The sequence below is a fragment of the Rhodoferax sp. RT4P68 genome (assembly GCF_056521305.1).
Genome location: NZ_JBWMBB010000006.1, coordinates 216,303 through 240,212, shown reverse-complemented (window position 1 = coordinate 240,212; position 23,910 = coordinate 216,303). Strand labels below are relative to the sequence as shown.

The 23,910-nt window shown below is 66.0% G+C and carries 17 protein-coding genes, 1 tRNA gene and 2 pseudogenes; 12 read left to right on the top strand and 8 right to left on the bottom strand.

Annotated features, from left to right (window positions below; genetic code table 11):
- The first annotated feature begins 3 nt into the window (after positions 1–3).
- From AC099J_RS15385 to AC099J_RS15375, 3 genes are all read left to right on the top strand, one after another.
- Positions 4–1,188, top strand: a complete 1,185-nt coding sequence (locus AC099J_RS15385) for a CaiB/BaiF CoA transferase family protein (protein ID WP_479616141.1) — start codon at positions 4–6, stop codon at positions 1,186–1,188.
- A gap of 94 nt (positions 1,189–1,282) precedes the next feature.
- Positions 1,283–2,263, top strand: coding sequence for a tripartite tricarboxylate transporter substrate binding protein (locus AC099J_RS15380; protein WP_479616140.1), 981 nt, complete (start codon positions 1,283–1,285; stop codon positions 2,261–2,263).
- A 212-nt stretch (positions 2,264–2,475) separates the two neighbouring features.
- Positions 2,476–3,975, top strand: coding sequence for a GGDEF domain-containing protein (locus AC099J_RS15375; protein WP_479616139.1), 1,500 nt, complete (start codon positions 2,476–2,478; stop codon positions 3,973–3,975).
- Positions 3,976–3,991: 16 nt separating this feature from the next.
- On the opposite strand, the gene hmpA is transcribed toward AC099J_RS15375, so the two are convergent.
- Positions 3,992–5,182: an NO-inducible flavohemoprotein gene (gene hmpA / locus AC099J_RS15370; protein ID WP_479616138.1), complete on the bottom strand. Its 1,191-nt coding sequence runs from the start codon at positions 5,180–5,182 to the stop codon at positions 3,992–3,994.
- Positions 5,183–5,328: 146 nt separating this feature from the next.
- Between hmpA and norR the strand changes: the two genes are divergently transcribed.
- The 7 genes from norR (at position 5,329) to AC099J_RS15335 (ending at position 12,763) form a co-directional block, all read left to right on the top strand.
- Complete coding sequence (norR, locus tag AC099J_RS15365) at positions 5,329–7,203, top strand: nitric oxide reductase transcriptional regulator NorR (protein ID WP_479616137.1); 1,875 nt, start codon at positions 5,329–5,331, stop codon at positions 7,201–7,203.
- Positions 7,203–8,405, top strand: coding sequence for a lysylphosphatidylglycerol synthase transmembrane domain-containing protein (locus AC099J_RS15360; protein WP_479616136.1), 1,203 nt, complete (start codon positions 7,203–7,205; stop codon positions 8,403–8,405). Before norR ends, AC099J_RS15360 begins: the two co-directional genes overlap by 1 nt.
- A gap of 843 nt (positions 8,406–9,248) precedes the next feature.
- Positions 9,249–9,953 (top strand): hypothetical protein, encoded by a 705-nt coding sequence (locus AC099J_RS15355; protein ID WP_479616135.1) that lies wholly within the window; start codon positions 9,249–9,251, stop codon positions 9,951–9,953.
- A gap of 168 nt (positions 9,954–10,121) precedes the next feature.
- Positions 10,122–10,766, top strand: a complete 645-nt coding sequence (locus tag AC099J_RS15350; RefSeq protein ID WP_479616134.1) for a recombinase family protein — start codon at positions 10,122–10,124, stop codon at positions 10,764–10,766.
- Positions 10,767–10,825: 59 nt separating this feature from the next.
- The gene (locus tag AC099J_RS15345; RefSeq protein ID WP_479616133.1) at positions 10,826–11,293 is read left to right on the top strand and encodes a hypothetical protein; all 468 of its coding nucleotides are present in this window, start codon (positions 10,826–10,828) and stop codon (positions 11,291–11,293) included.
- Complete coding sequence (locus AC099J_RS15340) at positions 11,290–11,673, top strand: hypothetical protein (RefSeq protein ID WP_479616132.1); 384 nt, start codon at positions 11,290–11,292, stop codon at positions 11,671–11,673. Before AC099J_RS15345 ends, AC099J_RS15340 begins: the two co-directional genes overlap by 4 nt.
- Before the next feature lie 124 nt (positions 11,674–11,797).
- Positions 11,798–12,763, top strand: a complete 966-nt coding sequence (locus AC099J_RS15335; RefSeq protein WP_479616131.1) for a hypothetical protein — start codon at positions 11,798–11,800, stop codon at positions 12,761–12,763.
- 409 nt (positions 12,764–13,172) lie between these two features.
- Here the strand turns inward: AC099J_RS15335 and AC099J_RS15330 are convergent, their stop codons facing one another.
- The 4 genes and pseudogenes from AC099J_RS15330 to AC099J_RS15315 form a co-directional block, all read right to left on the bottom strand.
- The gene (locus AC099J_RS15330) at positions 13,173–13,829 is read right to left on the bottom strand and encodes a chemotaxis protein CheB (RefSeq protein ID WP_479616130.1); all 657 of its coding nucleotides are present in this window, start codon (positions 13,827–13,829) and stop codon (positions 13,173–13,175) included.
- Positions 13,830–14,153: 324 nt separating this feature from the next.
- A complete protein-coding gene (locus AC099J_RS15325) occupies positions 14,154–15,986 on the bottom strand; it encodes a site-specific integrase (protein ID WP_479616308.1) in 1,833 nt (610 codons plus the stop codon).
- 42 nt (positions 15,987–16,028) lie between these two features.
- A pseudogene (locus AC099J_RS15320) lies at positions 16,029–16,190 on the bottom strand (DUF6538 domain-containing protein); the annotation flags it as partial.
- Positions 16,191–16,270: 80 nt separating this feature from the next.
- A tRNA-Gly gene (locus AC099J_RS15315) sits at positions 16,271–16,344 on the bottom strand.
- 85 nt (positions 16,345–16,429) lie between these two features.
- Between AC099J_RS15315 and cadR the strand changes: the two are divergent.
- Together cadR and bktB are read left to right on the top strand one after the other, a co-directional pair.
- A pseudogene (cadR, locus tag AC099J_RS15310) lies at positions 16,430–16,868 on the top strand (Cd(II)/Pb(II)-responsive transcriptional regulator).
- Between the two features lie 135 nt (positions 16,869–17,003).
- Entirely contained in the window at positions 17,004–18,188 is a 1,185-nt protein-coding gene (bktB, locus tag AC099J_RS15305) for a beta-ketothiolase BktB (protein WP_479616129.1), read from the top strand.
- Positions 18,189–18,248: 60 nt separating this feature from the next.
- On the opposite strand, the gene AC099J_RS15300 is transcribed toward bktB, so the two are convergent.
- Genes AC099J_RS15300 through tssM form a run of 3 tightly spaced genes read right to left on the bottom strand, consistent with a single transcriptional unit; the run spans position 18,249 to position 23,909 of the window.
- A complete protein-coding gene (locus tag AC099J_RS15300) occupies positions 18,249–19,031 on the bottom strand; it encodes an OmpA family protein (RefSeq protein ID WP_479616128.1) in 783 nt (260 codons plus the stop codon).
- Positions 19,032–19,089: 58 nt separating this feature from the next.
- Positions 19,090–20,079, bottom strand: a complete 990-nt coding sequence (gene tagF, locus AC099J_RS15295; RefSeq protein WP_479616127.1) for a type VI secretion system-associated protein TagF — start codon at positions 20,077–20,079, stop codon at positions 19,090–19,092.
- Entirely contained in the window at positions 20,076–23,909 is a 3,834-nt protein-coding gene (tssM, locus tag AC099J_RS15290; RefSeq protein ID WP_479616126.1) for a type VI secretion system membrane subunit TssM, read from the bottom strand. Before tssM ends, tagF begins: the two co-directional genes overlap by 4 nt.
- Between the last annotated feature and the right edge of the window lies 1 nt (position 23,910).

Below are 23,910 nucleotides of genomic sequence, written 5' to 3'. Positions count from 1 at the left end.
CTGATGCTCCAAGCTGAAGCCGATGCCTATGCCGGCCTCAACGTGCTGGACATGAGCCAGGGCGTGGCCGGCCCCTACTGCGCCACCATGCTGGGGCTGCAGGGTGCGTCGGTCGTCAAGGTCGAGCCGCCCGGCGGCGACTGGATCCGCGTGATGGGCGGCGGCGAGGCCGGCATGACGCCGCTGGCCGTCGTCAGCAACCTGGGCAAGCGTTCGCTCAGCGTGGACGCGCGGCAACCTGCTGGCCGCGCGGTCATCGAGCGTCTGGCTGCGCGTGCCGATGTGCTGGTGGAGAACTTTCGGCCCGGCGTGATGGCACGGCTCGGGCTAGACGCGGCCACGCTGTGCGCACGGCATCCGGCTCTGGTCTACCTGTCGGTCACGGGCTTTGGCGGCAGCGGGCCCTGGGCCGACAAGGCCGGCACCGACTCTGTGCTGCAGGCCTACACCGGCCTGGCGGTGCTGAACCGCGAGGCCGACGGCCGGCCACGCCGCATGGGCATGCTGGTGCCGGACACGATTTCGGCGCTGTACGCGGTGCAGGCCGTGGGCGCGGCGCTGTATGCCCGCACGCGCACCGGCCTTGGCCGGCATGTACAGGTTTCGCTGGCCGAGTGCTGCGCCGCGTTCCAGGCGGCGCCGATCTTCGAGGATGCGCTGTTCGCCGGGCGCTACCAGCCGCCCACGGCCGTGCCCTCCGGCGTGTTCGGCACGGTTGACGGCTTCATCACGCTGCTGGTGCTGCGCCAGGACATGTGGGCGCGGCTGTGCACGGCGCTGGGGCGTGCGGACTGGACAGTGGACGCACGCTATTCCGACAACGCCGCGCGCGGCCAGAACGCTGCGGCGCTCAATGCCGAGATCGCGCAGATCCTTGCCGCGCAGACCAGCGCCCATTGGATCGCCGCGCTGGAGGCGGCCGACGTGCTGTGCGCGCAGGTGCAGGACTACGCGCAGTTCCGCGACCACCCGCAGGTGCAGCACATGGGCACCTTCGGCACGCTGGCACAGGCGCCTTATGCGCCGCTGCCGATGCCGTACCTGCCCGGAACGCCGCGCGGCGGCCCGATCCGGCCCGCGCCGGCGACCGGCCAGCACAGCCGCGAGGTGCTGGCCGAGCTGGGCTACGACACCGCCGAGATCGCCGCGCTGGAGCAGGCCGGCGTCGTCACCCACCATCCCCAGTAGCCACCCGCCCACCTCGCCACCTCGCCACTTCGCCACTTCGCCACCTCGCCACCTCGCCCCTTCGCTTCGCTACCTCTCCATCAGGAAGAACCCCATGCACACAAGCGCACGACGCCGATTCACCGCCACCGCAGCCGCTGCACTGCTGGCCCTTGCGGCCGGCCCCGTCCTGGCCCAGGCCTGGCCGGCCAAGCCGATCCGCATGGTGATCCCCTACCCGCCGGGCGGTCCGACCGACATCCTGGGCCGCATCGTCGCGCAGCAGTTGGAGGCCACGCTCGGCCAGCCGGTCGTGGTGGACAACAAGCCCGGCGCCAGCGGCATGATCGGCGCCGACATCGTCGCCAAATCGGCGCCCGACGGCTACACGCTGCTGGTCAACGCGTCCATCCACGTCATCAACCCCAGCCTGTACAAGAAGCCGGCGTACGACGCGATCCGCGATTTCGCGCCGGTCAGCCTCATTGCCGACGTGCCGCTGGTGCTGGTGGCCGCGCCCTCGCTGGGGCTGGCCACGGTGCAGGATGTGATCGCCGCGGCCAAGGCCAAGCCCGATGCGATCAACTTCGCGTCGTCGGGCAACGCTGCGGCGCCTCACCTGGCAGGCGAGGCCTTCAAGATCGCCACCGGCGTCTCGATGCAGCATGTGCCGTACAAGGGCAGCGGCCCGGCGTTGACGGACGTGATCGGCGGCCAGACGCAGCTGATGTTCGATTCCATGCCGTCCAGCATCGCCCACATCCGCGGCGGCAAGCTGCGCGCCATCGCCGTCACCACGGCCAAGCGCGCCAGTGCCTTGCCGGACGTGCCGACCATGATGGAGGCCGGTGTGCCAGGCTATGACATCAGCACCTGGTATGGCGTCTGGGCGCCGGCCGGCACGCCCAGGGACATCGTGGCCCGGGTGTCGGCCGACATCGCCAAGATCGTGCGCATGCCGGCGGTGCGCGACCGCCTGGCCGGGCTGGGGGCCGAGCCGGTGGGCAACACGCCGGAAGAGTTCGCGGCCTACAACCGGTCGGAGCTGCTCAAGTGGGAGCGGATCGTCAAGGCCTCCGGCGCGACGGTCGACTAAAGCTCTGGCGCGACGACGCCATGACGCCATGACACGCTGGCGTTGCCGACACCGGCCGGCCCGCGGTCGGCAGCGTGCATCCGACGCACGGGCCTCGACGCTTGTAGGAGATACCGCACAATCCGCCCCATCACGAGGGCCTGAGCACTGCACCGCTCCTGGCTCCACAGCCTGTGGATCAGGCTGGCGCGCTGCACCTGTTCGGGAACCCCATGCAACCGGATCACAAGGCTCCACACGCACACGACGCCGCGATCGCCGCCATCGGCGAGACGCAGCCTGCATCGCTACAGGAAAGCGACGCGCGCGCGAGCACCGTCCTGCAATACGCGGCACTGCTCGGCGTGCTGGTGCTGCTGGCGTCGCTGTTCGGCGTCTGGACGCGGCTGGCGGGGCAGCTCGCGGTGTTCTGGCCCGCCAACGCGCTGCTGCTGGGGCTGTTGATCCGGTTTCCGCGGTTCGACACGCCGGCGGGCTGGATCGGTGCCACAGCGGGCTACCTGCTGGGTGGCCAGATCGCGGGCGACGCGCTGGTGACCAACGCCCTGCTCACCATGGGCAATCTCTTCAGCGTCGCCGTCGGCTACGTGCTGTTGTCGCGTCGGCATCCGCAGGAGCGCCGACTGGCAAGCCCGGGCGCCATCCTGCATGTCCTGTGGATCACGTTGGCGGCGTCGGTCGCGGCCGGTGTGGCCGGCGGCATCCTGGCCGCCCTGGTGCTGGGTGGCGATCCGCTGCGTTCGGCGCTGGGCTGGTTCATCAGCGAGCTCATCAACTTCATCGTCATCCTGCCGGCCCTGCTGACGATTCCGGACTCGACCGGGCGCACCGTGCCGCGCCAGTGGCGCGGCCACCGCGCGCGGGCCCACCAGCTGTTGCGGGCAGCCCCGTTCGCGTGTCTGCTGCTGTCGCTGGGGCTGGCGCTGCTGGTGGGCGGGCCGGGCGCCATGGCGTTTCCCCTGCCGGCCCTGCTGTGGTGCGGCATGACGCACGGCGTATTTCGCACCGCCGTGCTGGCGCTTCTCACGACGACCTGGACGCTGCTGGCCATCTCGCGCGGCTATCTGGACATCGCCACCAGTTTCGACACGCCGCTGCCGCTCAACTCGATCCGCCTGGGCATGGCGCTGATCGCCATGTCGCCCATTGCCGTGGCCAGCGTGATGGCAGCGCACAACACCCTGCTCAAGCGTCTGCGCCACATGGCCGAACACGACCCGATGACCGGCACCATGAACCGCCGCGCCTTTGCCGAGCACGCCACGCGCACGCTGCAGGAGCTGCGCCTGGCCGACGCGCCGGCGGGCCTGTTGATCCTGGACATCGACCGCTTCAAATCGGTCAACGACACCCACGGCCATGCGACCGGTGACCTGGTGATCGCCCATGTGGCCGAGTGCCTGCGTCGGCACCTGCCGAACGGCCCGAAGATCCTCGGTCGGCTGGGCGGCGAAGAGTTCGCGGTGCTGTTGCCCCATTGCGACCTGGCCCAGACGCGGCGCGTGGCCGAGGCCATGCGCAGCGCCTGCGCGGCGGGCGAGCTCAGCATCGCCAGCGGCGCCAAGGTGCGGGTGACGGCCAGCATCGGCGCTGCCGTGGCCCGGCCGGCGGTCGAACAGCTCGACCGCTATCTGCACGCCGCCGACCACGCGCTTTACCAGGCCAAGCGCGAAGGCCGCGACCGGGTGGTGGTCGAGACACTGGCCCAGTGACCCGGCCCGCCTCGCTTCAGTCCAACGCCGAGGCCGGGCCGAAGAACTCGTAGCGCGTCTGTGCAGCCGGCACGCCCACGGCCAGCAGGTCGCGCCGCAGCTGGGCCATGAAGGGCTTGGGCCCCAGGAAATAGACGTCCAGGTCGCGGTCCGCCGGCAGCCAGGCCGCCAGGCGCGGGCGGTCCAGCCGGCCCACGGCGTGTGGTGCGGCGTCCCCCTCGCCCGGCGCCTCGTCGTGGCAGTAGAACACCTTGAGCTGCGTGTGCCGCCGCGCCAGCGCGTCCAGGTGCGGCCGGAACGCCTGCACGCGGGCGTTGCGCGCGCAGTGGATGAAATGCACCGGCCGTGCCGGCTCTCGTGCCAGCGCAGCCTCCACCATGGGAAGCAGGGGCGTGATGCCGACGCCGCCGCTGATCAGCGCCAGCGGGCGGTTGCCCGGCACCAGCGTGAACGCACCGGCAGGGGCGAACACATCCAGCAGGTCACCGAGCTGCACGGCATCGTGCAGGTGGTTGGACGCGCGGCCGCCAGACTCGCGCTTGACACTGATGCGCAGCCCCTGCCCGTCCGGTGGCGCCGACAGCGAGTAGTTGCGGCGAATTTCCTCGCCGTCCACCACCAGCCGCAGGCCCAGGTACTGGCCCGGCGCGAAGTCCATCACCGCACCACCATCGGCAGGGCGCAGGGTCAGGGAGACGATCTCCTCGCTCTCCACGGCACGGTGCGCGACGCGGAACGCGCGCGCGCCGCGCCAGCCGCCGGGTGCCGCAGCGGCCTGCTCGTAGAGGGCGCGCTCCGCGCCGATCAACAGGTCGGCCAGCTGCCCATAGGCTGCGGCCCAGGCATCGATCACCGCATCGGTGGCGATCTGTGGGCCCAGCACCTCGCGGATGGCGCGCAGCAGGCAGGCGCCGACCAGCGGGTAGTGCTCGGGCAGCACCTGCAGGGCCACGTGCTTGTGCACGATCTGCTGGGCTAGATCGCCCAGGGCTTCGAGCTTGTCGATGTGGCGCGCATAAGCCAGAACACCGTTGGCCAGCGCGCGCGGCTGAGCGCCGCTGGCTTGGTGCGCCTGGTTGAACATCGGCTGCAGCTCGGGGTGTTCGCTGAGCAACAAGCGGTAGAAGTGGGTGGTCAGCGCCTCGCCGCCGGTCTCCAGCAGGGGAACGGTGGACTTGACGATGTCACGTTGGGCAGGGGTCAGCATGGTGATAGGGGTCTTCGGGTTGGAGTGCAGAAGACTGCGCAGTAACCGTGCCAGACTCGTTGGGTATACGCGACAGGCACTTACGCTGATGTGCGTCACAATGACTTCATGTCATCAGTAGTCATTTTTACAACAATGGCGTCTCAATGACTCCCGACACCCTGTTGCGTGCGGCCTTGCCTCTGGTTGCCGATCTGGCCCGGGAGCTGCCTGCCGCAGACCGCTACCGCCGTCTGCTGGACACGCTGCGTGCGCTGGTGCCGGCCGATGCCGTGGCCCTGTTGCGCCTGGAAGGCGACTGGCTGGTGCCGCTGGCGGTGGAGGGCCTGAGCGCCGACACGCTGGGCCGCCGCTTCCGCGTTGGCGAACACCCACGGCTGCAGGCGCTGCTGGCGGCGCCAGGGCCGCTGCGTTTTGCGCCCGACTGCGGCTTGCCGGACCCGTACGACGGCCTGGTCGAACACCTGGACGGCCACCTGGAGGTGCACGACTGCATGGGCTGCGCGCTGCGCGTGGACGAGCGCACCTGGGGCTTGCTGACGCTGGATGCGTTGCAGGTTTCGCGCTTTCGGCCCGGCGACCTGGAGGTACTACAGAGCGTCGCCACCCTGGCGGCAGCCACCGTCAGCGTGGCCCAGCGCATGGAGGAGCTGGCCCGGCGAGCCGAAGGCGCACAGCGCCGCGCCGAGCAGTACCGCCGCGCCAGCGGCCAGGCCCGGCGCCAGCTGGTGGGCCGCAGCGCAGCGCACAAGGCGCTGCTGCGCGAGATCGCGATCGTCGGCCCCAGCGATCTGACGGTGCTGGTGCACGGCGAGACCGGCGTCGGCAAGGAGCTGGTGGTGCAGGCGCTGCACGCCGCCTCGCCGCGCGCGGCGCGCACGCTGGTCAGTCTGAACTGCGCCGCGCTGCCCGAAACGCTGGTGGAGAGCGAGCTGTTCGGCCACGTGCGGGGCGCCTTCTCTGGCGCGGTGGCCGAGCGCCAGGGCAAGTTCGACGTAGCCGACCGCGGCACGCTGTTCCTGGACGAAGTGGGCGAGCTGCCGCTCGCGGTGCAGGCCAAGCTGCTGCGCGTGCTGCAGGAGGGGCAGTTGCAGCGGCTGGGATCGGACCGCGAACACCGCGTGGACGTGCGACTGCTGGCCGCTACCAACCGCGACCTGGCGAGCGAGGTGCGGGCCGGGCGCTTTCGCGCCGACCTGTACCACCGGCTGGGCGCCTATCCGCTGCGCGTGCCGCCGTTGCGCGAGCGCGGTCGCGACGTGCTGCTGCTGGCCGGCGCGTTCCTCGAAGACAACCGCGCCCGCCTGGGCCTGGGCACGCTGCGGCTGGACGCCGACGCCCAGGCCGCTTTGCTGGCCTACCACTGGCCCGGCAACGTGCGGGAGCTGGAGCATGTGCTGGCCCGCGCCGCGCTGCGCGCGATCGACCGGCAGGACCGGCGCAGCCGCGTGCTGACGTTGGGCGCAGCCGACCTTGGTTTGGCCGCAGTTGCCATCGAGCGCGCGACGGTTGCCGCCTGGCCGCGCAGCGCCGGGGTACGGCTTGCCGCGGCGGGGGTGGGCGATGCAGGCGCTGGGAGCGCTGTGGGCTCAAGAGTCGCCGGAGCTGCTGCGGGCGCTGCCGGCGTTCGAGCCATTGGTGGCCCAGTGGGCGCCGGAGTCGCCGGAGTCGCCGGAGTCGCCGGAGTCGCCGGAGTCGCTGCAATCTCCGGAGCTGTTGGAGTCGCCGGAGCTCCTGGCGCCGATGGCGCTGGAGCCACCGGTGATGTTGGACCCGACGCGGCCGACGCCGGCAACGCCGTGGCCCCACAGTTTCGTGATGCTGTCCAGGCCTACGAGCGCCAGTTGGTCGAGGCGGCACTGGCCGCGCATGGCGGCAACGGTGCCGCTGCCGCCCGCGCCCTGGGGATGGACCGGGCCAACATGGCCCGGCTGGCGCGCCGGCTTGGCTTGCGATCGGCCCCACACCGCGTGCCGGACCGCGCGCCTGACCACTCGCCTGGCGGCGCGGCGGACGAGTGATGGAGCGCACCCCGCTCGTCCAAGCCACGCAGCGCGACGGCGCACGTACCGAAGATCACAACACCGGCGGTCACGCCGCGCGTCGGCGATGGCATGTCCCCGTGTGGGCGCGGCTGCTGCTGGCGCCGCTCCTGCTGATCGGAGTGCTGTGGGCAGTCGACCTGACGGCCGTGGCGGCACAGTTAAGCGCGGCCCGCCCAGGCTGGCTGCTGGCTTCGCTGGCCTGCGCCGTGGCGTCCAACGTGGCGGCGGCTTGGCGCTGGGCCTGGCTGCTGCGCTGGCTGGGCCATGGCATCGGGGTGGGCCGGGCAACGGTGGTGTGCCTGCAGGCGGTGGCGCTCAACGCCCTGCTTCCGGGTGCCGTCGTCGGCGGCGACCTGTGGCGCGTGGCGGCATTGCGGCGCCGCGGCCAGCCGCTGGCATCGGCGGGGCTGTCGGTCGTGCTGGACCGGCTGATCGGCCTGTGGATGGTGGCGGTGACGGGCCTGTTCGCCGCCGCGTGGGGGCTGGCACTGGGGGCGGCGACGGACCCAGCCGGCTCGGCCGTGCGGGCGTGGGGCCTGCCCGCCATCGTGGCGCCGGCGACGCTGGGCGCAGCAGCATTGCTACTGCTGGGGCCGGCCGCACTGTTGTGGCTGGTGCGGCGCCATGAGCGCCGCCTTGTGAATGCAGACGAGCCCCAGCCCCAACCCCAACCCCAACCCCAACCCCAACCCCAACCCCAGCCCCAGCCCGGGCCCCATCCCCAGCCCGCACATGTGTTGATGGGCGCCTCCGACTCCAAGTCGACGTCGACTTGGACGCGCGCGCCTGCATCTGCATCCGCACCATCACCACTTGGGCGCTTCGCGGGCGTGACGCAGCGCCCGCACGCAGCGCGCGCCTTTGTGCAGCAGGCCCTGTCCGCGGCGGCAGTTCACCTGCTCTCGGTGGCCGGTCTGGCTTGCGCCGCCCTCGCGCTGGGGGTCGAGCTGCCTTACTGGGCCTTCGCCGTGGCGGCGGTGCCGATCTTCCTGATGTCCACGCTGCCGATCAGCTTCGGCGGCTGGGGCACCCGCGAAGCGGCCGCCGGCCTGGCGCTGGCGGCCTTCGGCGTGCCGCCGGCGGTGGGCGTGTCGGTCGCCGTGGTGGTTGGCGTGCTGGGCCTGGTGCAGGCCCTGGCCGGTGGTGTACTGCTGGCAATCGAGCGCCACCAGCGCTGAGTTGCTGCGACTCGTTGGGTGTGGTGGAGGGGACGTGCAGGACACGCGCGGGGCGGCTTGCGCGAGTTCGGCAAGTTGCTCGTGATCGTCCGGCCCAGCAAGGGCCCGCGCTTCCTGGCTCGACGCGCACACCGGCACGGCCCGGCTGGCGCTGCCCTCCCACCTGATGATGGGCCAACGTAAGGATAGGTACTGTGGTTCGGCGCTGACCGTGTCGGCGCTGGCGATGGTGCTTGCTGACGGCCAGCTATGCGCTGCGTCGGCCGGTGCACATGCTGCAGGCCGCAGGCGCGCTGGCGGTGCTGAAGTCTGGTGGTGGGGATGGCGACGCGCTGAGGGCCGGCGCCTGCAAAGAGCGCGTGGAGCGGGTGAAGGGAACCCGCTCCACATTTAGACCACCCTTAGCAGCGCATGGGAGAGGTTTGTTTTGTAGCACACCTTTGGAACAGTGGACTCGGGAGCGGCATACCCCACCACTCCCGATTTTGGGGAACCTGCGATATTGGGCCACCCGACCTATGCTGCGCGGGCAGTAGGATCGTATGGATGAGGATTGCCGCCTCCAGTCGTTGCCTGTTGATTCCGTGAGGGGCCTAACTAGAACCAGGTCCTGCGTAGCAACTCTTTGTGCGCGATAACGCTCAATGCATGTCAATGGCGTGACGTGACGTGACGTGACCTGACGTGACCTGACTCAATCGTGCGCTTAGTTTGATCACCACTCCACTGCTGCGACGGGCACGATCAAATCTGTGCACCCACGTGGGTGTGTAACAATTCGCAGAAACGAACCGCGCGCGTCGCGCTCCTGGACCGATAACTCTACACACGGGTCGATTGCTCATGAAGTCATTCGCAATTTCTGCTTTATTCCTAACTGCCAGTTTATCAAGCTACTCGCAACAAGAAATTGAACTTAAAAATATTTCGCCGAATAATCGAAATTACATTGGTAGAGATTTCTACGTAAAACAGACCCATAAGAATATTGCGAAGCTCCGCAAAATTTCTATGATATCGCGATTCATGGCAAATTTCTCCGAAACACCTGAAGCCTCCTGCTTCGCTTATGGACCCGCCGACTGCGTAGCCCGGAATTTTGGCGAGAAAACGTTGTTTACGATCGAGGGTGCGGTGCTTCCCGTGGATAAACAGGACGAGCAATATGCGTGCCCAGTATCGTTTTACAACTGTTATTATAGGGTTCGATTTGAAGATGGCAGCAGAGCCTACATCAGGGTTGGTGCGTTTGAAGCCTCCTTAAGTCCCTACCAAGCTTATGGCTTCGAATTACCGGCTCTTCACCAAATTTCAGCGGTAAAACCGACAGTCCACGAAATGTCGAGCGAGAAAGATGTAGCTCGGAAGTTTAAGAAGATGGGTGTCGCCATCGGATTTTCACAAGAAGACGTGCTCAACTCTTCTTGGGGTAAACCGCTTCATACGACCCGGAGCACCACTTCAAATATGCAGTTTGAAGTATGGACCTACAGAGCCGGCAGCTCACTGGTTTTCGTAGACGGTGTGCTCGAGACAATAACCAATTAGACACGGTGATGTGACACTGCTGTAAGTGAAAGTCAAGTCAAGTCAAGTGTTGCTCGAATGGGTATGCCCCTGTGAGATGGCCTCCGGAACCTGGTGGGCTTATCCCAATAGGGTCAACCGGGTTGTGAGATGGTGCATAATATGAGCCATCAACCCTAGTGAGGCAACATGACCCAACGCTCCATCTACTACGGCCGTGTGTCCACCAACGATGGACAGACTGCGGCCACGCAATTCGAGGCTGCCGCCGCGCTGAGCATCAGCCCACGTGATGTCCACATCGATGAGGGCGTGTCGGGCTACCACGTCGCACCGGCGGACCGCCCAGAGTGGTCGAAGGTGGCGCACAAGCTGCGGCGCGGCGACGTGCTGTATGTGCGCTGGCTTGACCGCATCTCTCGCCGCTACGACGAACTGCACGTGACGATGCAGCAGCTGATGGCCGAAGGGGTCAAGGTGATTTGCACGCTCAACCAGATGGAGTTCGACGGCGGTGCCACCAACGCCATTCACAAGGCGACGCGGGACGCGATCCTCGCATTCATGGGCGCGCAGGGTGAAGCCGACTACCTCAACCGTAGGGAGATGCAGCGCCAGGGGATCGACAAGGCCAAACGCGACGATCCGCAAAAGTATGCCGGCCGGCCAGCCAAACTTGACGCTGCAGTCGTCAACGCCTGGCGTGCCGAGCATGGCGCCACCATCGCGGCTACCGCTGAGAACTTTGGGTTGGGAAAGGCTACGGTCGCGAGGTATTGGGCCACCACCAAGAACGTGGCAGCCAGGTCGGCTGTTGCAGATTCGAGTAGCTGATTTGGACTTACTTCGATGTTGCAGGACAATCGGAACTCCACAATAACTAAAAGAGTTCCATGCCAGCCACCAAGAAGTCGCCCAACAACAATCCATTCTTCACCGCCCCCGAGACCGCGAGTTTTCTCTCGATCGACCTGGGCGGGAAAGAGGAGATCTGGGCCTATCGACTCGCCAACTGGCGGCGCACCAGCCGCAAGTCGCCCCCGCCACTTCAGCACACGATCGCCGCGGATGGCACGGTCGGCTACAAGGGCACCGACCTGATGGCATTCATCGCGAATGAGCAGACCAAGTGGCTGATGGTTCAAGAAGCGCGGGACAACACAGCGCCACAGACCCAAGCCGCCGCCGCCGCCCTGCTGGATGCGGAACATCCCCAGATCAGGATCGTGCTCCAGTCCCTGCATTCCATGCGCTGCGAAGGCGCCCTGGACGTGAGAACGGCACGGCGACTCGCCGGCATGCTGATGAAGGCTGCGGAGCAGGTCGAAAAAGCGGCTGCCGGCCAGGGAGCCACAGTATGAGCCCGGCACCGTCCAGACTCGTTCACATCGACGTCAAGGCCGTTTCACTTGGGGATGCCGCGGCCATCCTGCAACAGCGTCTGTCACATGTGCGCTGTGGCTGGCTGGACGTGCTGCGCGACACCTACCGTTGCCGCCACCGCCGCAGGATTCCCGGAGGTCACCAGCTGCTGCCCGTCGCGCGCGTGCGCATGCCTGGAGGCGGGATGCCCAGGCCGATGTTCGGCCTGGTCGACATCGAGAAGTTCATTGCAGACGTGTCCGAGGCCACTAGTGTGCCGGCCGCGCCCGCCGGCACACCGACGACCGTCACCATTCGCATGCCGCGGTGCCATCTGGCTGGACCTTGGCAGATGCGTCGTGCGGAGATCGTAACGTGACGGCGGTTCGCGCCGCGCTAGGCTTGGTTCACACCAAGGACTGGCGCCAGCACGGCTGAACAAGGGGTGGGCAGTGATTGCGGCAGCAGCTGCTGTCGCGCCAGCCCCAGCCCCGACTACCGTTATGTTCGACATCGACATCAGCGCCTTCAGCTTCGTGGCGACCATCGACTGGATGGACTTCGCCGTCAGGTTGCAGGCCCCCAGTCAGGGTGCTAAGTATCGGAACCGTTTGCGTGAGGCTGGTCTGAAAGTCAGCCAGGTCCGTCCGCAACCAGGTGAACGACCGGAGTCGTGCCGCGCGTTCATCGTGCGCGTGCAGGACCCACCCAGCCCAAACGCCGTGCTGCACGCCCTACAGTTGGCCAGCGCCGACGTTCAGGTGATCGCCGTAGAGGTTGCGGTAGATGCATTGCACCGAGACCATGATCCTGCCGCACTGTTGGCGATGACGGAGCGCTTTTACTGGAACCAAGCCACACGAGTAGGCCACCCGCGCATCTCATCGAAGCCGCAGGACGGCGGGGGTAGGGTCGCAGCCTTCGACGTGGTGCGCCAGGCGTTCAGTGACGGGTTTTCCATCAATGCCGGGCACAGGGGCGCCGACGTCACGCAGCGCTGGTATCTGAAGAGAGACGATGCCGGCAAAGGCAAGGAGCGTCGCCCATTGCCGAGAGAGCAATGCAGCGCGCGCGCAGAGATCACCTTGGCGGGCGACGCTGTTCCGTTCCGCACGGCTGATGCCTGGCGCAGCTACGACTTTCGCGACCTGCAGAATCCGTTCTTCACATGGCGCAAGCGCGTAGCCAAGCAGGACGAACCCGTCGATCCGCTAGATGATCCATGGGCAGGGCGCGACGACTGGGGTTCCTGGGGCGGCCCAGAAGACCCCAACGCGCGCATCTTGGAGCCTCAACGTAGCACCCTGCTTGACCTGTTCCCAAGCCGCGCCCGACTACTCGCCGACCAGATCAAGGCGCGCACTGCTCATCGGCGTCGCACTAGGCTGAACACCGTGCTCGATACGGATGTGAACGCGCCGGTCCGCAACGCCCTGCGCAAGTTGGCGCGCGGTCAGCAGAAGCCTTGATGCGCAGATCTGGCCAAGAACCGGACAGGTGGGAGAGCCTTTACAGAGTGAGAACGAGACGGCGCACGACGGTTTCCTAAATACTCAATACCCCACCCTGCGCCCTCTCCCACCCCAGCCATCTGGGACCACCACCAGACCGCGTCCAGCTACCACGCTCCACGTGCCCTGATCGGATCATGTCGCAGCCGCTCATGGGGGACAGGGCGCCAGCCCACCAAGGGCGCCTCGCTAGAGCAGCAGCGCCGTGTTCATCAACGCCGACGCAACAGGACACGTCGGCGGCTCGACCTCCCCGTCGTGCACGGCGCCCTCGACAGACAGCGCCGACCCGCGATTGCAGCGAACACCTGTCAGCTGGCGACCGTGTCCACAAATCGTCAGCCTGCGACTGCACCCGGAGGTCTAGCTATGTGAACGCTTGCGGGGGTCCATCACCGGTGTTGACAAGTGTCCTGAGCAGAGGGGCCACGCCTCGGAGGTCCACCACGTGGTCAGGATTCCCGTGGACGATCGCGTGTGTTGGCATGCTTGGGGCTTCCGCGGCTAAAGGGCTTTGGACAATGGCAAGGCCGCCGCACCTTTTGATCTCCTTGAGGCCCTCGGTGCCGTCTGTGCCTCCGCCGGTCAGGACTAGGCCGATAACGCTCGGCCCCAGCACTCGCGCCGCGCTGGTGAAGAGGCAGTCAGCCGCAGGCCGGGTGAAGTGCAGTTTAGGTCCATGGTCCAGCCCGAAGCAGCCGCTCTCTCGAATAATCAGATGTGCCCTTGGCGGTGCAAGGTAGACGCGCCCCCGCGCCGGTCGGTCCCCTTCGCCACCATAGTTCACCTGCAGCGCCGTGTGTCTGCCCAGAATGTCGGCTAGACGTCCAGGGCTCGATTCATGGGTGTGCAGCACAACAGCGATTGAGGCCGGGAATGCGAACTCAAGGCTACCCAGGACGTGCTTGAGCGCCCGGAAGCCACCAAGTGACGCAGCCACAACGATCAAGGGCGATACCAAAGGCACCGCTGATTCTGATAGCCCGTCCGTGTCTGGTCTACAGGGCAAACCTGCGCGGGCCATTAATCGGTCTGGCCCAAAGATGTTGCCCCGGCGCGACCAGGGTGCAGACCTTGCACCCCTTATGCACGATCAGGCTGCTCCCCAAGCCCTTCAACGAGTTTTTTTCGGCTCCACCAGAACAGACCTTATAGGTGGCTGCCCGCCATAAGCGACCAGGCCATGTGAAGCCGTTCACCCTCGACGAAACAGCGCAGTCCCGGAACGACGAGTCAACGCAAACATACTGCACTGCGCAGAGCGAGAGGCGTCAATTCAGGTGCTTACAAATGCAGGTCCATTTCGACATCGAGAACGCAAGGGCCGGCGCTTAACAGCTCCGCACGATCAGGCCGTGCTGGCGGGCGTCGAGGTGGGCTTGTTCACACCCAACGGCCCCATGCACTCGACACCACGCGTCGGCCCGATCTTGCGATTGATCGCCGCGCGCAGGTCCTCCAGGCCGGAGGCCACGTCGAACGGCGCGATGGTGGGCAAAGTGATTGCCAATCGCGACACGTAGTCCACGGCGGCGTCGGCCACCATGTCCTTGCTGTAGACGCTACCGCGGACATCGGTAGCGCGTGTGTGGCCCGACAACTGGTTCTGCATCCGCTGTGGTGTGTCTTCGGGCAGCGCGTTGATGAACGTGTGCCTGAAGCTGTGATTGGTCAGCGTCCCATTGCGCACATAGCCAAGCGACTTCATGAAGTCGCTGAACCACTTCACCGGGTCGGCGCTGTAGCCCTTATCCGGTCGCCAGACCAAGTCGGGAAACAGCCGCCGATACCCCGCTGTCCGCAACGCCTCCACCCAACGACCAAAGCCGAGCTCAACAAGCTGTGGGTGCACCGGCACGACCCGACGAGATGGCGATGACGTTGCCGCCGATCGTGCAGTGAGCGCCTTCGGCTTCTTCAGCTTCTGGTCATCGCTGTCTTCGACGAAGCTGATGAACCAGGTGCCGGCCGCTGTCTGCCCGCAGTCCGCCAGGTGGACCTGGCTCGCCTCTGAGATACGGCAGCCCATGAAGGCGCCCAGAAGTGGCAACCAATACCACATAGGCTTGTAGCCACGGCTGCCGTCGGTCTTGCCGGTCTCGAACCATGGCGCTCCGAAAATCGCGGTCATGTGCTTGTCGGCGAACACCTCGCGCCGCTCGTCCTTACGCTTTGCCGCTTTGCGACGCTCGGCGGCGGTCAGGGTGGACTCTCCTTCGAGGGGCGCGCCCGGATCATCCGAAATCCAACTCTGCAGCTTAAGCCAGGAGAACCAACGTCGAATCCACTTAATGCGCAGTTCACGCTCAGACCCGCTCATGGGCTCCCAGGCGATGCCGGCGGCGACGGCGGCGATGGACTCCTGCACGCTTTTGGTCTTGTGCATCGAACGAAACCGGCCTTCGTGCTCGGGCACCTTAAGCAGTTCCTCATCGCGGAAACGGCGCAAGTAATCGGTATCGACCTGGCCGACCGGCACGTCGCCACACAGGTCTATCAACAACGCGCAGCCATTTCGAACGCGCCTGATCTGGTCTTCGCGGGTGTTCTTTTGGCGGATCACAAGCTTTTCGTAGGCCGCCAACGCCACGGACAGCGGCTCAGCGGCCTTTTTCTTCTCCGGACCTGAGCCACCATGCATTGCAGCGATCTGCAGCGCCCTGGCGGCTGCAATCTCGTCTGGTGTCGCCGCAGCTGCTGCAGCTAGCCGCAGGGCATCGACCTGGGCGCTCAGGACTTCCAGGTCATCACGCCCGACCTGCACGACGACATCCGGCGCGAACAGCCAGCCAGGGCGACCACGCGCATCGAAGGCGACCAGGCTGGCGCGTTCGGCAGGTCCGCGAAGCAACCGGTTGGCAACCGCGGCAACACTGTCCGATGGCACCGCGAGAACGTCGTCAGCGACATGGCGCACAGCGCTCGATGGCATGCGACCGGGATGCGGCACCTCGCGCACGTCACTCTCCTCTGCGTCGACAAGCTCCAGGTCCTTGAGCGGAACCAGTGCACCCGGCTCGCTAGCAGGGCGCCAGAACATCCCCACGGTCCCAGCAGCCGCAGCTCTCAGAAGCGTCTCGACACCCAGGCCAGACACCTTGCCAGCAGTCACCAACGGCATATGCCCGGCAGTGCGCAACGCTGGGCCACCATCGAGGATCTGAAGCAGGCTGTTGGTCATGGGCGGAGCTTGAGGGTCAACGTCGCACAGCTGCTGGCGCCAGCGTGCCAGCAGCGTCGCGGCAACCAGCTTGGCGAGCCGGATGTCGGTGGTTTCGGTAGACCGAATGAACTCGCGACGGCCACCAACGAGCCCGCGTAGCCGCTCCGGCACGACAAGCCGCACAACCCACCGACCAGAAGGCCGACGATAAAGATTTTCCACAGGCGCCTTTGTATGAGCGCGCTGTATCAGGGTCGATCAACTGCAAGATTTTCAAGTCAAATCAAGAGCTTGGCCCGATGTGGAGCGGGTGAAGGGAATCGAACCCTCGTATGAAGCTTGGGAAGCTGCCGTTCTACCATTGAACTACACCCGCAGCGGCGCGGATTCTAGCCTGCGTTCGCCGGCGCGCTGCCCGCCCGCCACTGTGGGGTACCGCACGCCCTCACCGGAGCCACCACATGAAGATCGGCCAACTCGCCAGCGCCACCGACACCTGTGGAAACCATCCGCTTCTACGAGCGCGAGGGCTTGCTACCAGCCGCGCCGCGAACATCGGGCAACTACCGCGTCTACGGCGAGGCGCACGTGCAGCGGCTGAGCTTCATCCGGCGCTGCCGCGGACTGGACATGGCACTCGCCGCGGCGCGCGCACTGCTGCGCTTTCAAGACGCGCCGCAGACCGACTGCGCCGGAGTCAACGAACTGCTGGACGCCCACATCGGCCACGTGGCGCGCCGTATCGCCGAGCTGCATGCCCTGGAGCGCCAGCTGCACGCGCTGCGGGCCCGGTGCCAGGTGGCGCACGCGGCGGCAGACTGCGGCATCCTGCAGGGCCTGGCTGCGGACACTGCGCCGCCGGTTCCAGCCCGGCACAAGCATGTGCTCGGCGTGCACTGAAGTCGCCACCGATCGCAGCGAATTGTTTCGTCTGCCTTCTGAGTGACACGCTGATCCGCACCCGCGTGGGAAGATTGCGTTCGATCCGGCCCGCAGCCTGCGGCCGGCGCAATACAGTTGTTCAAGGAGCAGGACATGGGTCGTGAAGTCGTCGTCGTCAGCGGTGTGCGCACCGCCATCGGAACCTTCGGGGGCAGCCTCAAGGATGTGCCGCCCACGCAACTTGGCGCGCTGGTCGTGCAGGAGTCGCTGGCGCGCGCCAAGGTCGAGGGCAAGGACGTGGGGCACGTGGTGTTCGGCCACGTGGTCAACACCGAGCCGCGCGACATGTACCTCTCGCGCGTGGCTGCGGTGGACGGGGGCTGTAGCGAAGAGACACCCGCCTACAACGTGAACCGGCTGTGCGGCTCGGGCCTGCAGGCCATCATTTCGGCCAGCCAGTCCATCCTGCTGGGCGACTGCGACATCGCCATTGGCGCCGGCGCCGAAAGCATGAGCCGTGCGCCCTACGCGTCGCTGAACGCGCGCTGGGGCGCCCGCATGGGCGACACCAAGATGGTGGACATGATGGTCGGTGCGCTGCACGACCCCTTCCACAACATCCACATGGGTGTGACGGCCGAGAACATCGCCGCCAAATGGGGCATCACGCGCGCCGACCAGGACGGTCTGGCGGTCGAAAGCCACCGCCGCGCCGCCGCCGCCAGCGCGGCCGGCTACTTCAAGGAACAGATCGTTCCCGTGGTGTCCAAGGGCCGCAAGGGCGACGTGGTGTTCGACACCGACGAGCATTTCCGCAGCGACCTGACGCTGGCCGACATGACCAAGCTCAAAGCGGTGTTCCAGAAGGAGAACGGCACGGTCACGGCCGGCAACGCTTCGGGCCTGAACGACGCGGCAGCCGCCGTGGTGCTGATGGAAGCCTCGGTCGCCAAGGCACGCGGCCTGGCGCCCATGGCCCGCCTGGTCGGTTACGCCCACGCCGGCGTGGACCCGAAGTACATGGGCATCGGCCCGGTGCCGGCCAGCCGCAAGCTGCTGCAAAAGCTGGGCCTCAAGGTGTCGGACCTGGACGTGATCGAGGCCAACGAAGCCTTCGCCGCCCAGGCCTGCGCCGTCACGCGCGACCTGGAACTGGACCCGGCCAAGGTCAACCCCAACGGCTCGGGCATCTCGCTGGGCCATCCCATCGGCGCGACCGGTGCGGTGATCACCGTGAAGGCCCTGCACGAGCTGCAGCGCACGGGCGGGCGCTATGCGCTGGTCACGATGTGCATCGGCGGCGGCCAGGGCATCGCCGCGATCTTCGAGCGGGTTTGACCAGGGGCTGGCCGGTTCCGGGGCAACGTCGAACCGGCGAGCCCGCTCCAGGGTGGCCAGTCAAACGTCGATCTTGAACTCGATGCGACGGTTCTTCGCCTGGCCCTCGGCCGTGGCGTTGCTGGCAATCGGCTGGTCGGGCCCGACACCCGAGATCACCAGCGCTGCGCCAGCCAGGCCCTTGGCTGCCAGGTAGGTTTTGACGGCTGCGGCCCGCTCCTGGCTGAGCAGCAGATTGGACGCGCGGGAGCCAGCCGCGTCGGTGTGGCCGACGATCCGGACCCGTTTGCCATCGAGACTCTGGAGCACCGGGAGCAGCTCGTCCAGCACCTGTCGCCCTGTGGCGGTCAGGATGGCGCTGCCAAACTCGAATTCCACGATCTTTCCGGCGAGCACCTGGTCGATTCGCGCCTGGGGTGCCTCTGCCACCTGCAAATGGTTGCCCACGGTGTACGTGGGGTTCAGGCTGGTCGCCAGGCCTGCGCCGATCCTTTCCTTCGCGGCAGCGCTGTCGATCTGGCCCGCGAGCTCGACCGAGTTGCCGACGACCCGCAAATGGCCGCGGTGGACGTTGCGCAGATCGGGCGTCACCATCTTGCGGACATGATCGGCCCACTGCGGCGGCGCACTGGACGGCGCGACGCCCAACTGGTCCACCACGCGGGCCGCGCCGTAGATCTCGCGCACGCGCGCCAGAATCGCCTGCCGTGAGGTTTCATCGGGCACCACGCCCGACACAACTACCGGCCCACCGGCTGCGCTTGCCAAGGCGGACACTTCGGCAGCAGGGCGTGCAGGCTGTTGTGCCTGTGCACCGATGGCGACAAATCCGATCAGCAACACCAGCGACAGACGGGCTGTGCGCAGTCGCTGCTCAACCCAGAAAACGTTCGCCATGAGTTCAACTCCCCAAAAAGGCTTCGTGGAACGATTCCACTACCTGCGCCAACGACATCTGCGGCAACTGGAGGTAACTGGACAGCTTTTTTAGACCGTAGTTGCCTGCAAGGCAATCCTCCACCCAGGACGACGACGCCAGCGCCACGAAAGCGCTCGACATCGCCCGCTCGTCTAGCAGACCATGAAGCGCCGTGGCCGAACCCGCAGAAAAACTGACCAGCAAACGCGCCCGGGCACCATCACCCTGCGGTATGAACGCGCTGACGTCATGCGCCGTGCGTGCGACGAAACTAGCCACCAGTTCCATCCAGAAGGCCGCCGCGCGCGAGCGATAGGGCTCATCGGCAGGCAGCGGGAGGTGCAGCCCCGTATCCACCGCTTGCTGCCCACTGCTGAGCAGCGGCTGCAGCAGCAAGCCCAGGGCGAGCAATGCCTGACGAAAGTCGACACCCACCCCGTTCGAGCCTTGCAACTCGCGGCTCAGCTGGCCCAGGGTGGTTTGTTCGAGAAAGCCACGATAGTCCTCGCGCGCCTGCGCAGCGGACCGGGGCGCCGAACTTTCCGCGCTGTTGAGGTCGGCCAGAACGCTCGCCGCATCGGTACGGGCGTCGCGGGCCGCGTTGCCCAAAGTTCCCAGACGGGCCCAGACCGGTTCGAGCATCAAGGGACTGATCCCCACCTGATCAGGCTCGATGTCCAGCGTGGTCGCAACCAGGAAAGGAAAGCGGCGGCCCGCAGCATCCGCGCTAGGAGCCAAGTAGCCCACCACGGCGGTGGAGCGCTGTGCGCCGAGCATGACGAAACGGGCGTTGGACGCCTGGTCATACATCTGCTTCCAGTGCGCGTCGTCCGCCATCAACTCGACCCCCGAACTCAGCCAGCGGTCGAGCGACTGGATCAAGGCGGGCGACGTGGCGCTGCGTACGAAGTCACCCCTGCACGGCAGCTTGCCGAAATACAGCACGGGATGGGTCGCAAGGGACGTCTTCATGGACCCGTCCTCGATGGGCCGGAAGCCGAGGCTACGGCCGGCGACGCCGAGGCGAGCTGTGCAGCCGGCGTGCCGGCGATCAATGCCGGCAACTGCAAGCCCACCAGAGCCGCCGAGCCTCGGCCCTGTGCGCTGGCGGTGGACGGTGCGGCAGCGCCTGGCTGCGAGACGATCCGCAGGCTCACTGTGACGGCGTGCCCGTCCTTCTCCCAGGTCAACTCGTTGCCGTCGGCCTTCTTGACCTTTTTTGCGGCGGCGAACAGCCGCTCAAGTCCAAAGCGGCCAGGCTCATTGAAGATCTCGACCGAACGTCCGTCGACCGTTGTCGCGGTCAATCGCACACCCGGCGTGCCCGCAGGATTCGGCCAGAAAAAGTTGTTCCATGTGGGCGCGGTGTTGCGGTAGCGCAGACTCTGGCCATCGATCTCCAGCGCGTACTCGGACAGTCCAGGCGCACCCGTCGGCATGATCTGGAACACCGTCTGCGAGGCGCCAGCGCCAGCAGCGGCGCCGCTGGCAGTTGCGCCGGCCGCGCCGGAAGCCCCTTCGAGCGGAGCGATCCAGGATGGAAAACCGCGCGTGAAGTCCTCGTTCAGACGCACGCCCACATCAGCCCATGTGCGGGCCACGACGGCATCGCCACGCCGCACTACCAGGGGCGCCAGCGCTTGGTTGCCGAACTGTGCAACGGCACCTTCGGCACCAAAGATCTTGGCAATTTCGGAGGGGGCCGCTTCGATCTTGGAAGCGTTGTCGAACGGGTACTTGCCACCCAGCGTCCGCATGAAGGGTTCCTGCACTTGCGCGACCCAGATGCGGTTCAGCTCGGTTTCCACCGGTCGCGTCATCACGGAGAAGGCTTGCACCAGCGGCCGCACCAGAACGGGCCGGATCGCACTGCGTGCCCGCTCAGGCATGCCCACCAGCATTTGCTCATCCACGTACTTGAGCACCGCCGCCAGTTCCGAATTGCCCTCGTTGAAGGTCTCCGACATCAAGGTCTTGACCGCTGGCCCAGGGTCACCCTGGTTCTTGATCTGGTTGAAGCGTGACCGCAGCTTGCCCATGGCCTCCAGATAGCCCTTCATCAAGGTCGGGCTGTTGTCGCGCGTCATCATGATCCGCTGCAGCGCAGCGAACTCTTTCCCGATCGGGCCCATCGGCACTTCAGTCTTGGCCGCAGTCAGGTTCAGGTTGACGTCGACGCGTGAAGGCGCTTGCCTCAAGATGCTCTGCTTGAACCACTGCATGAACCCCGTCTGGGTGCGGTTCAGGCGTTCATTCAACACCGACGGGTTGTCCCAGGACGTCTGCTCATACAAGGCTTCCATCAGTTGCTTGGCCGGTGAACGGTTGGCATCGCCGAGCTGGTCCATGTGCTTGACCGCATCGTCGAAATTTTCGAACTCCACGACGTTGATGCCCTGCAGGAAGCGCTGCCACTCCCCGACGTACTCGTTCTTGTACATGTCGGTCAGGGTCTTGCGCACCTGGTCAGGGCTGCCTTCGAGCGAAAGATCGTCACGCGCAGAAGTCTGGAGCACCCAGTCGACGCTTTGCAGTTCTTCCGTGGCAGCCTGCCGGATCGCGTCCTCGATGTAGTCCGTCCAAGCCTGCTTCGTGAATGTTCCTGAAATCGCATAGCTGCCGCGCACGGTTTCGAATGGGCGATCACCGACCAGGCTGGTGACGGTGACCGGCGCGAAGCGCGTAGCCGCTCGGGCCTTGATGCCGGAGTACACACGCTCGCGTGCCGGCATGCCGCGCACCACGCGGCGCAGGTTTTCCCTGGTCTGGTCGACCAAGCCGAGGTTGTTTTCAATCAGTGGGAAATCGGGTGCCTGTAAGTTCTCCAGCGAGAAGGACACCATGCGTTCCGCGCTCTGGACCATGCGCTCGGTCGGCATCGATCCGCGATTGCTTTCCAACCAGCCGCGCCAGAAGCGAGAGATCTGATCTGCCAGATGGCCCGATTCCATGTACTGCCGGTCGGCCAGCATCAGATAGGTCTTCAGCGCGTTGTACGCGTCCTCGACGCTGGTCGCCGATGCCTGTGCAAAGCCGCTGGCGTCAGCCAACGGCGCGGTCTCCGCAGCACGGCTGGACACGGCCTGGACTGCGGACTGTGGAGGTTTGGTCATCGGCTGCAGGCGCGCTGCATTGCGATTGACGTCGGCCAGGTAGCGCTCCAAGTTGTGGGCTACAGGCGCCAGCATCAGCTGCCGGACACCGTGGAAGTACTCGACCCGCAGCTTGCGCTCCATCGCTTCGCCCTGGTACAGCCCCAGGCTCACGCTCCATGGCCGGTCGTGGCGCCATTTCTCCAACTGGCGCAACCGGTCCTGCAGCACCCCCATCGCTTCGAGCCGTGAGGACAAGTCCACGGTATCGCTCTGCAGCTTGACCACCTTGTCGAGATCGGCACCCACCGCCATCATCAGCTGACGGTTGCTGACATATGAGGCGCCCCAGCCAGCCAGCGTGAGGGCCAGCACCAGTGCAGCGCCGCTGAACGCGAAACCGCGCAGTCGGCGCTTGTTGCGACTGGTGTATTGCTTCACAAGATGGCGGTCTGCAAACACCACCTTGGAAAACAAATCACGCAGGAAATAGGGTTGCCCCACCGTCGACACCGGCGCTTCGGCGACGCCCTCTTGCTTGAGATCGAAATGCTCGGCCATGGCGCGGTTCACCCGGCTCGTCACCTCGCCGTCCTGCAATGCGCTGGTGAAGTAGAAGCCGCGGAAGATCGGCCGAAACTGATAAGGGTTGTCTTCGAACAGCGTCGAGATGAACGAGCGCAATGCCGGTCGGATGGCGGCGAACTCCAGCGGAAAGGACAGCACGCCCGAAGGCATCTTTTGGCCGTGATGCTGAGCCATCGTGGACATCATCGTTTCGGTCAAGCCATCGCGCAGCTCGTCGAAACGGGCGTCGAACAACTCGACAGCGTCGGCCTTGTGGGTCGGGTCGTAGGCCAGGGTCGCACCCCAGACCTTTTCGCGCTCGCGCTCGTCATACCTGTCGAAGAACGCCTGAAAGCCCGCGATGAGATCGACCTTGGTGAACACCACGTACACCGGCGCAAAGATTTCCAAGGACTCGGTCAACTCCTGCACGCGCTGGCGCAGGCTTTTGGCGAGCTGGATGGCGCTCTCGGGTCGCGCACCCGTCAACTCGGCCACGCTGGCGGCGATCACGATGCCGTTGATCGGCGCCTTGCGGCGGTGCTTCTTGAGCAGGGACAGGAAACCTAGCCATTCCGTGCGGTCTTCTTCATGCACCGAGTAGCGCCCTGCCGTGTCCAGCAGAATGCCTTCCGTCGTGAAGAACCAATCGCAATTACGCGTCCCACCGATGCCCTGGATGATCGTGCCAGCCTTGTCCGCGAACGGAAACTTCAGTCCAGACTGCACCACCGCAGTGCTCTTGCCTGCCGCAGGATTGCCGATCACCATGTACCACGGCAGTTCGTAGAGGGCCGAGCGCCCCGTCATCTGTCCCAATCTGGAAGTCTTGATGGTCTGAACGGCCTCGCGCATGCGCGCATGAATGGCGCTGAGCTCCGACGACTTGGCCGCACCGGGAACGGCCTTGCGCGCATCGTCGTCCAGTGCATGCTCAAGCGCCCTCGCCGCACGGTAGGCCAGCAAACGTTTGACGCACCAGACGCAGGCCCAGATGGACACGAAGACAGCCAGCGCTATCGCGGCATAGACAAGGCCCAGCTCGAGCGCGTTCGCACCGAAGAACAGGAAGGCGGCCAGTCCGGCAATACCAATCACGCCGAGTACGCGCGTGTCGAAGAGCAAAGTCCAGAATCGGTTCATT

Bases quoted from the DNA above. Each gene is read 5' to 3' on its own strand.
- AC099J_RS15385 (WP_479616141.1), top strand. From the start codon at position 4: ATGCTCCAAGCTGAAGCCGATGCCTATGCCGGCCTCAACGTGCTGGAC.
- AC099J_RS15380 (WP_479616140.1), top strand. From the start codon at position 1,283: ATGCACACAAGCGCACGACGCCGATTCACCGCCACCGCAGCCGCTGCA.
- AC099J_RS15375 (WP_479616139.1), top strand. From the start codon at position 2,476: ATGCAACCGGATCACAAGGCTCCACACGCACACGACGCCGCGATCGCC.
- hmpA (WP_479616138.1), bottom strand. From the start codon at position 5,182: ATGCTGACCCCTGCCCAACGTGACATCGTCAAGTCCACCGTTCCCCTG.
- norR (WP_479616137.1), top strand. From the start codon at position 5,329: ATGACTCCCGACACCCTGTTGCGTGCGGCCTTGCCTCTGGTTGCCGAT.
- AC099J_RS15360 (WP_479616136.1), top strand. From the start codon at position 7,203: ATGGAGCGCACCCCGCTCGTCCAAGCCACGCAGCGCGACGGCGCACGT.
- AC099J_RS15355 (WP_479616135.1), top strand. From the start codon at position 9,249: ATGAAGTCATTCGCAATTTCTGCTTTATTCCTAACTGCCAGTTTATCA.
- AC099J_RS15350 (WP_479616134.1), top strand. From the start codon at position 10,122: ATGACCCAACGCTCCATCTACTACGGCCGTGTGTCCACCAACGATGGA.
- AC099J_RS15345 (WP_479616133.1), top strand. From the start codon at position 10,826: ATGCCAGCCACCAAGAAGTCGCCCAACAACAATCCATTCTTCACCGCC.
- AC099J_RS15340 (WP_479616132.1), top strand. From the start codon at position 11,290: ATGAGCCCGGCACCGTCCAGACTCGTTCACATCGACGTCAAGGCCGTT.
- AC099J_RS15335 (WP_479616131.1), top strand. From the start codon at position 11,798: ATGTTCGACATCGACATCAGCGCCTTCAGCTTCGTGGCGACCATCGAC.
- AC099J_RS15330 (WP_479616130.1), bottom strand. From the start codon at position 13,829: ATGGCCCGCGCAGGTTTGCCCTGTAGACCAGACACGGACGGGCTATCA.
- AC099J_RS15325 (WP_479616308.1), bottom strand. From the start codon at position 15,986: ATGACCAACAGCCTGCTTCAGATCCTCGATGGTGGCCCAGCGTTGCGC.
- bktB (WP_479616129.1), top strand. From the start codon at position 17,004: ATGGGTCGTGAAGTCGTCGTCGTCAGCGGTGTGCGCACCGCCATCGGA.
- tagF (WP_479616127.1), bottom strand. From the start codon at position 20,079: ATGAAGACGTCCCTTGCGACCCATCCCGTGCTGTATTTCGGCAAGCTG.
- tssM (WP_479616126.1), bottom strand. From the start codon at position 23,909: ATGAACCGATTCTGGACTTTGCTCTTCGACACGCGCGTACTCGGCGTG.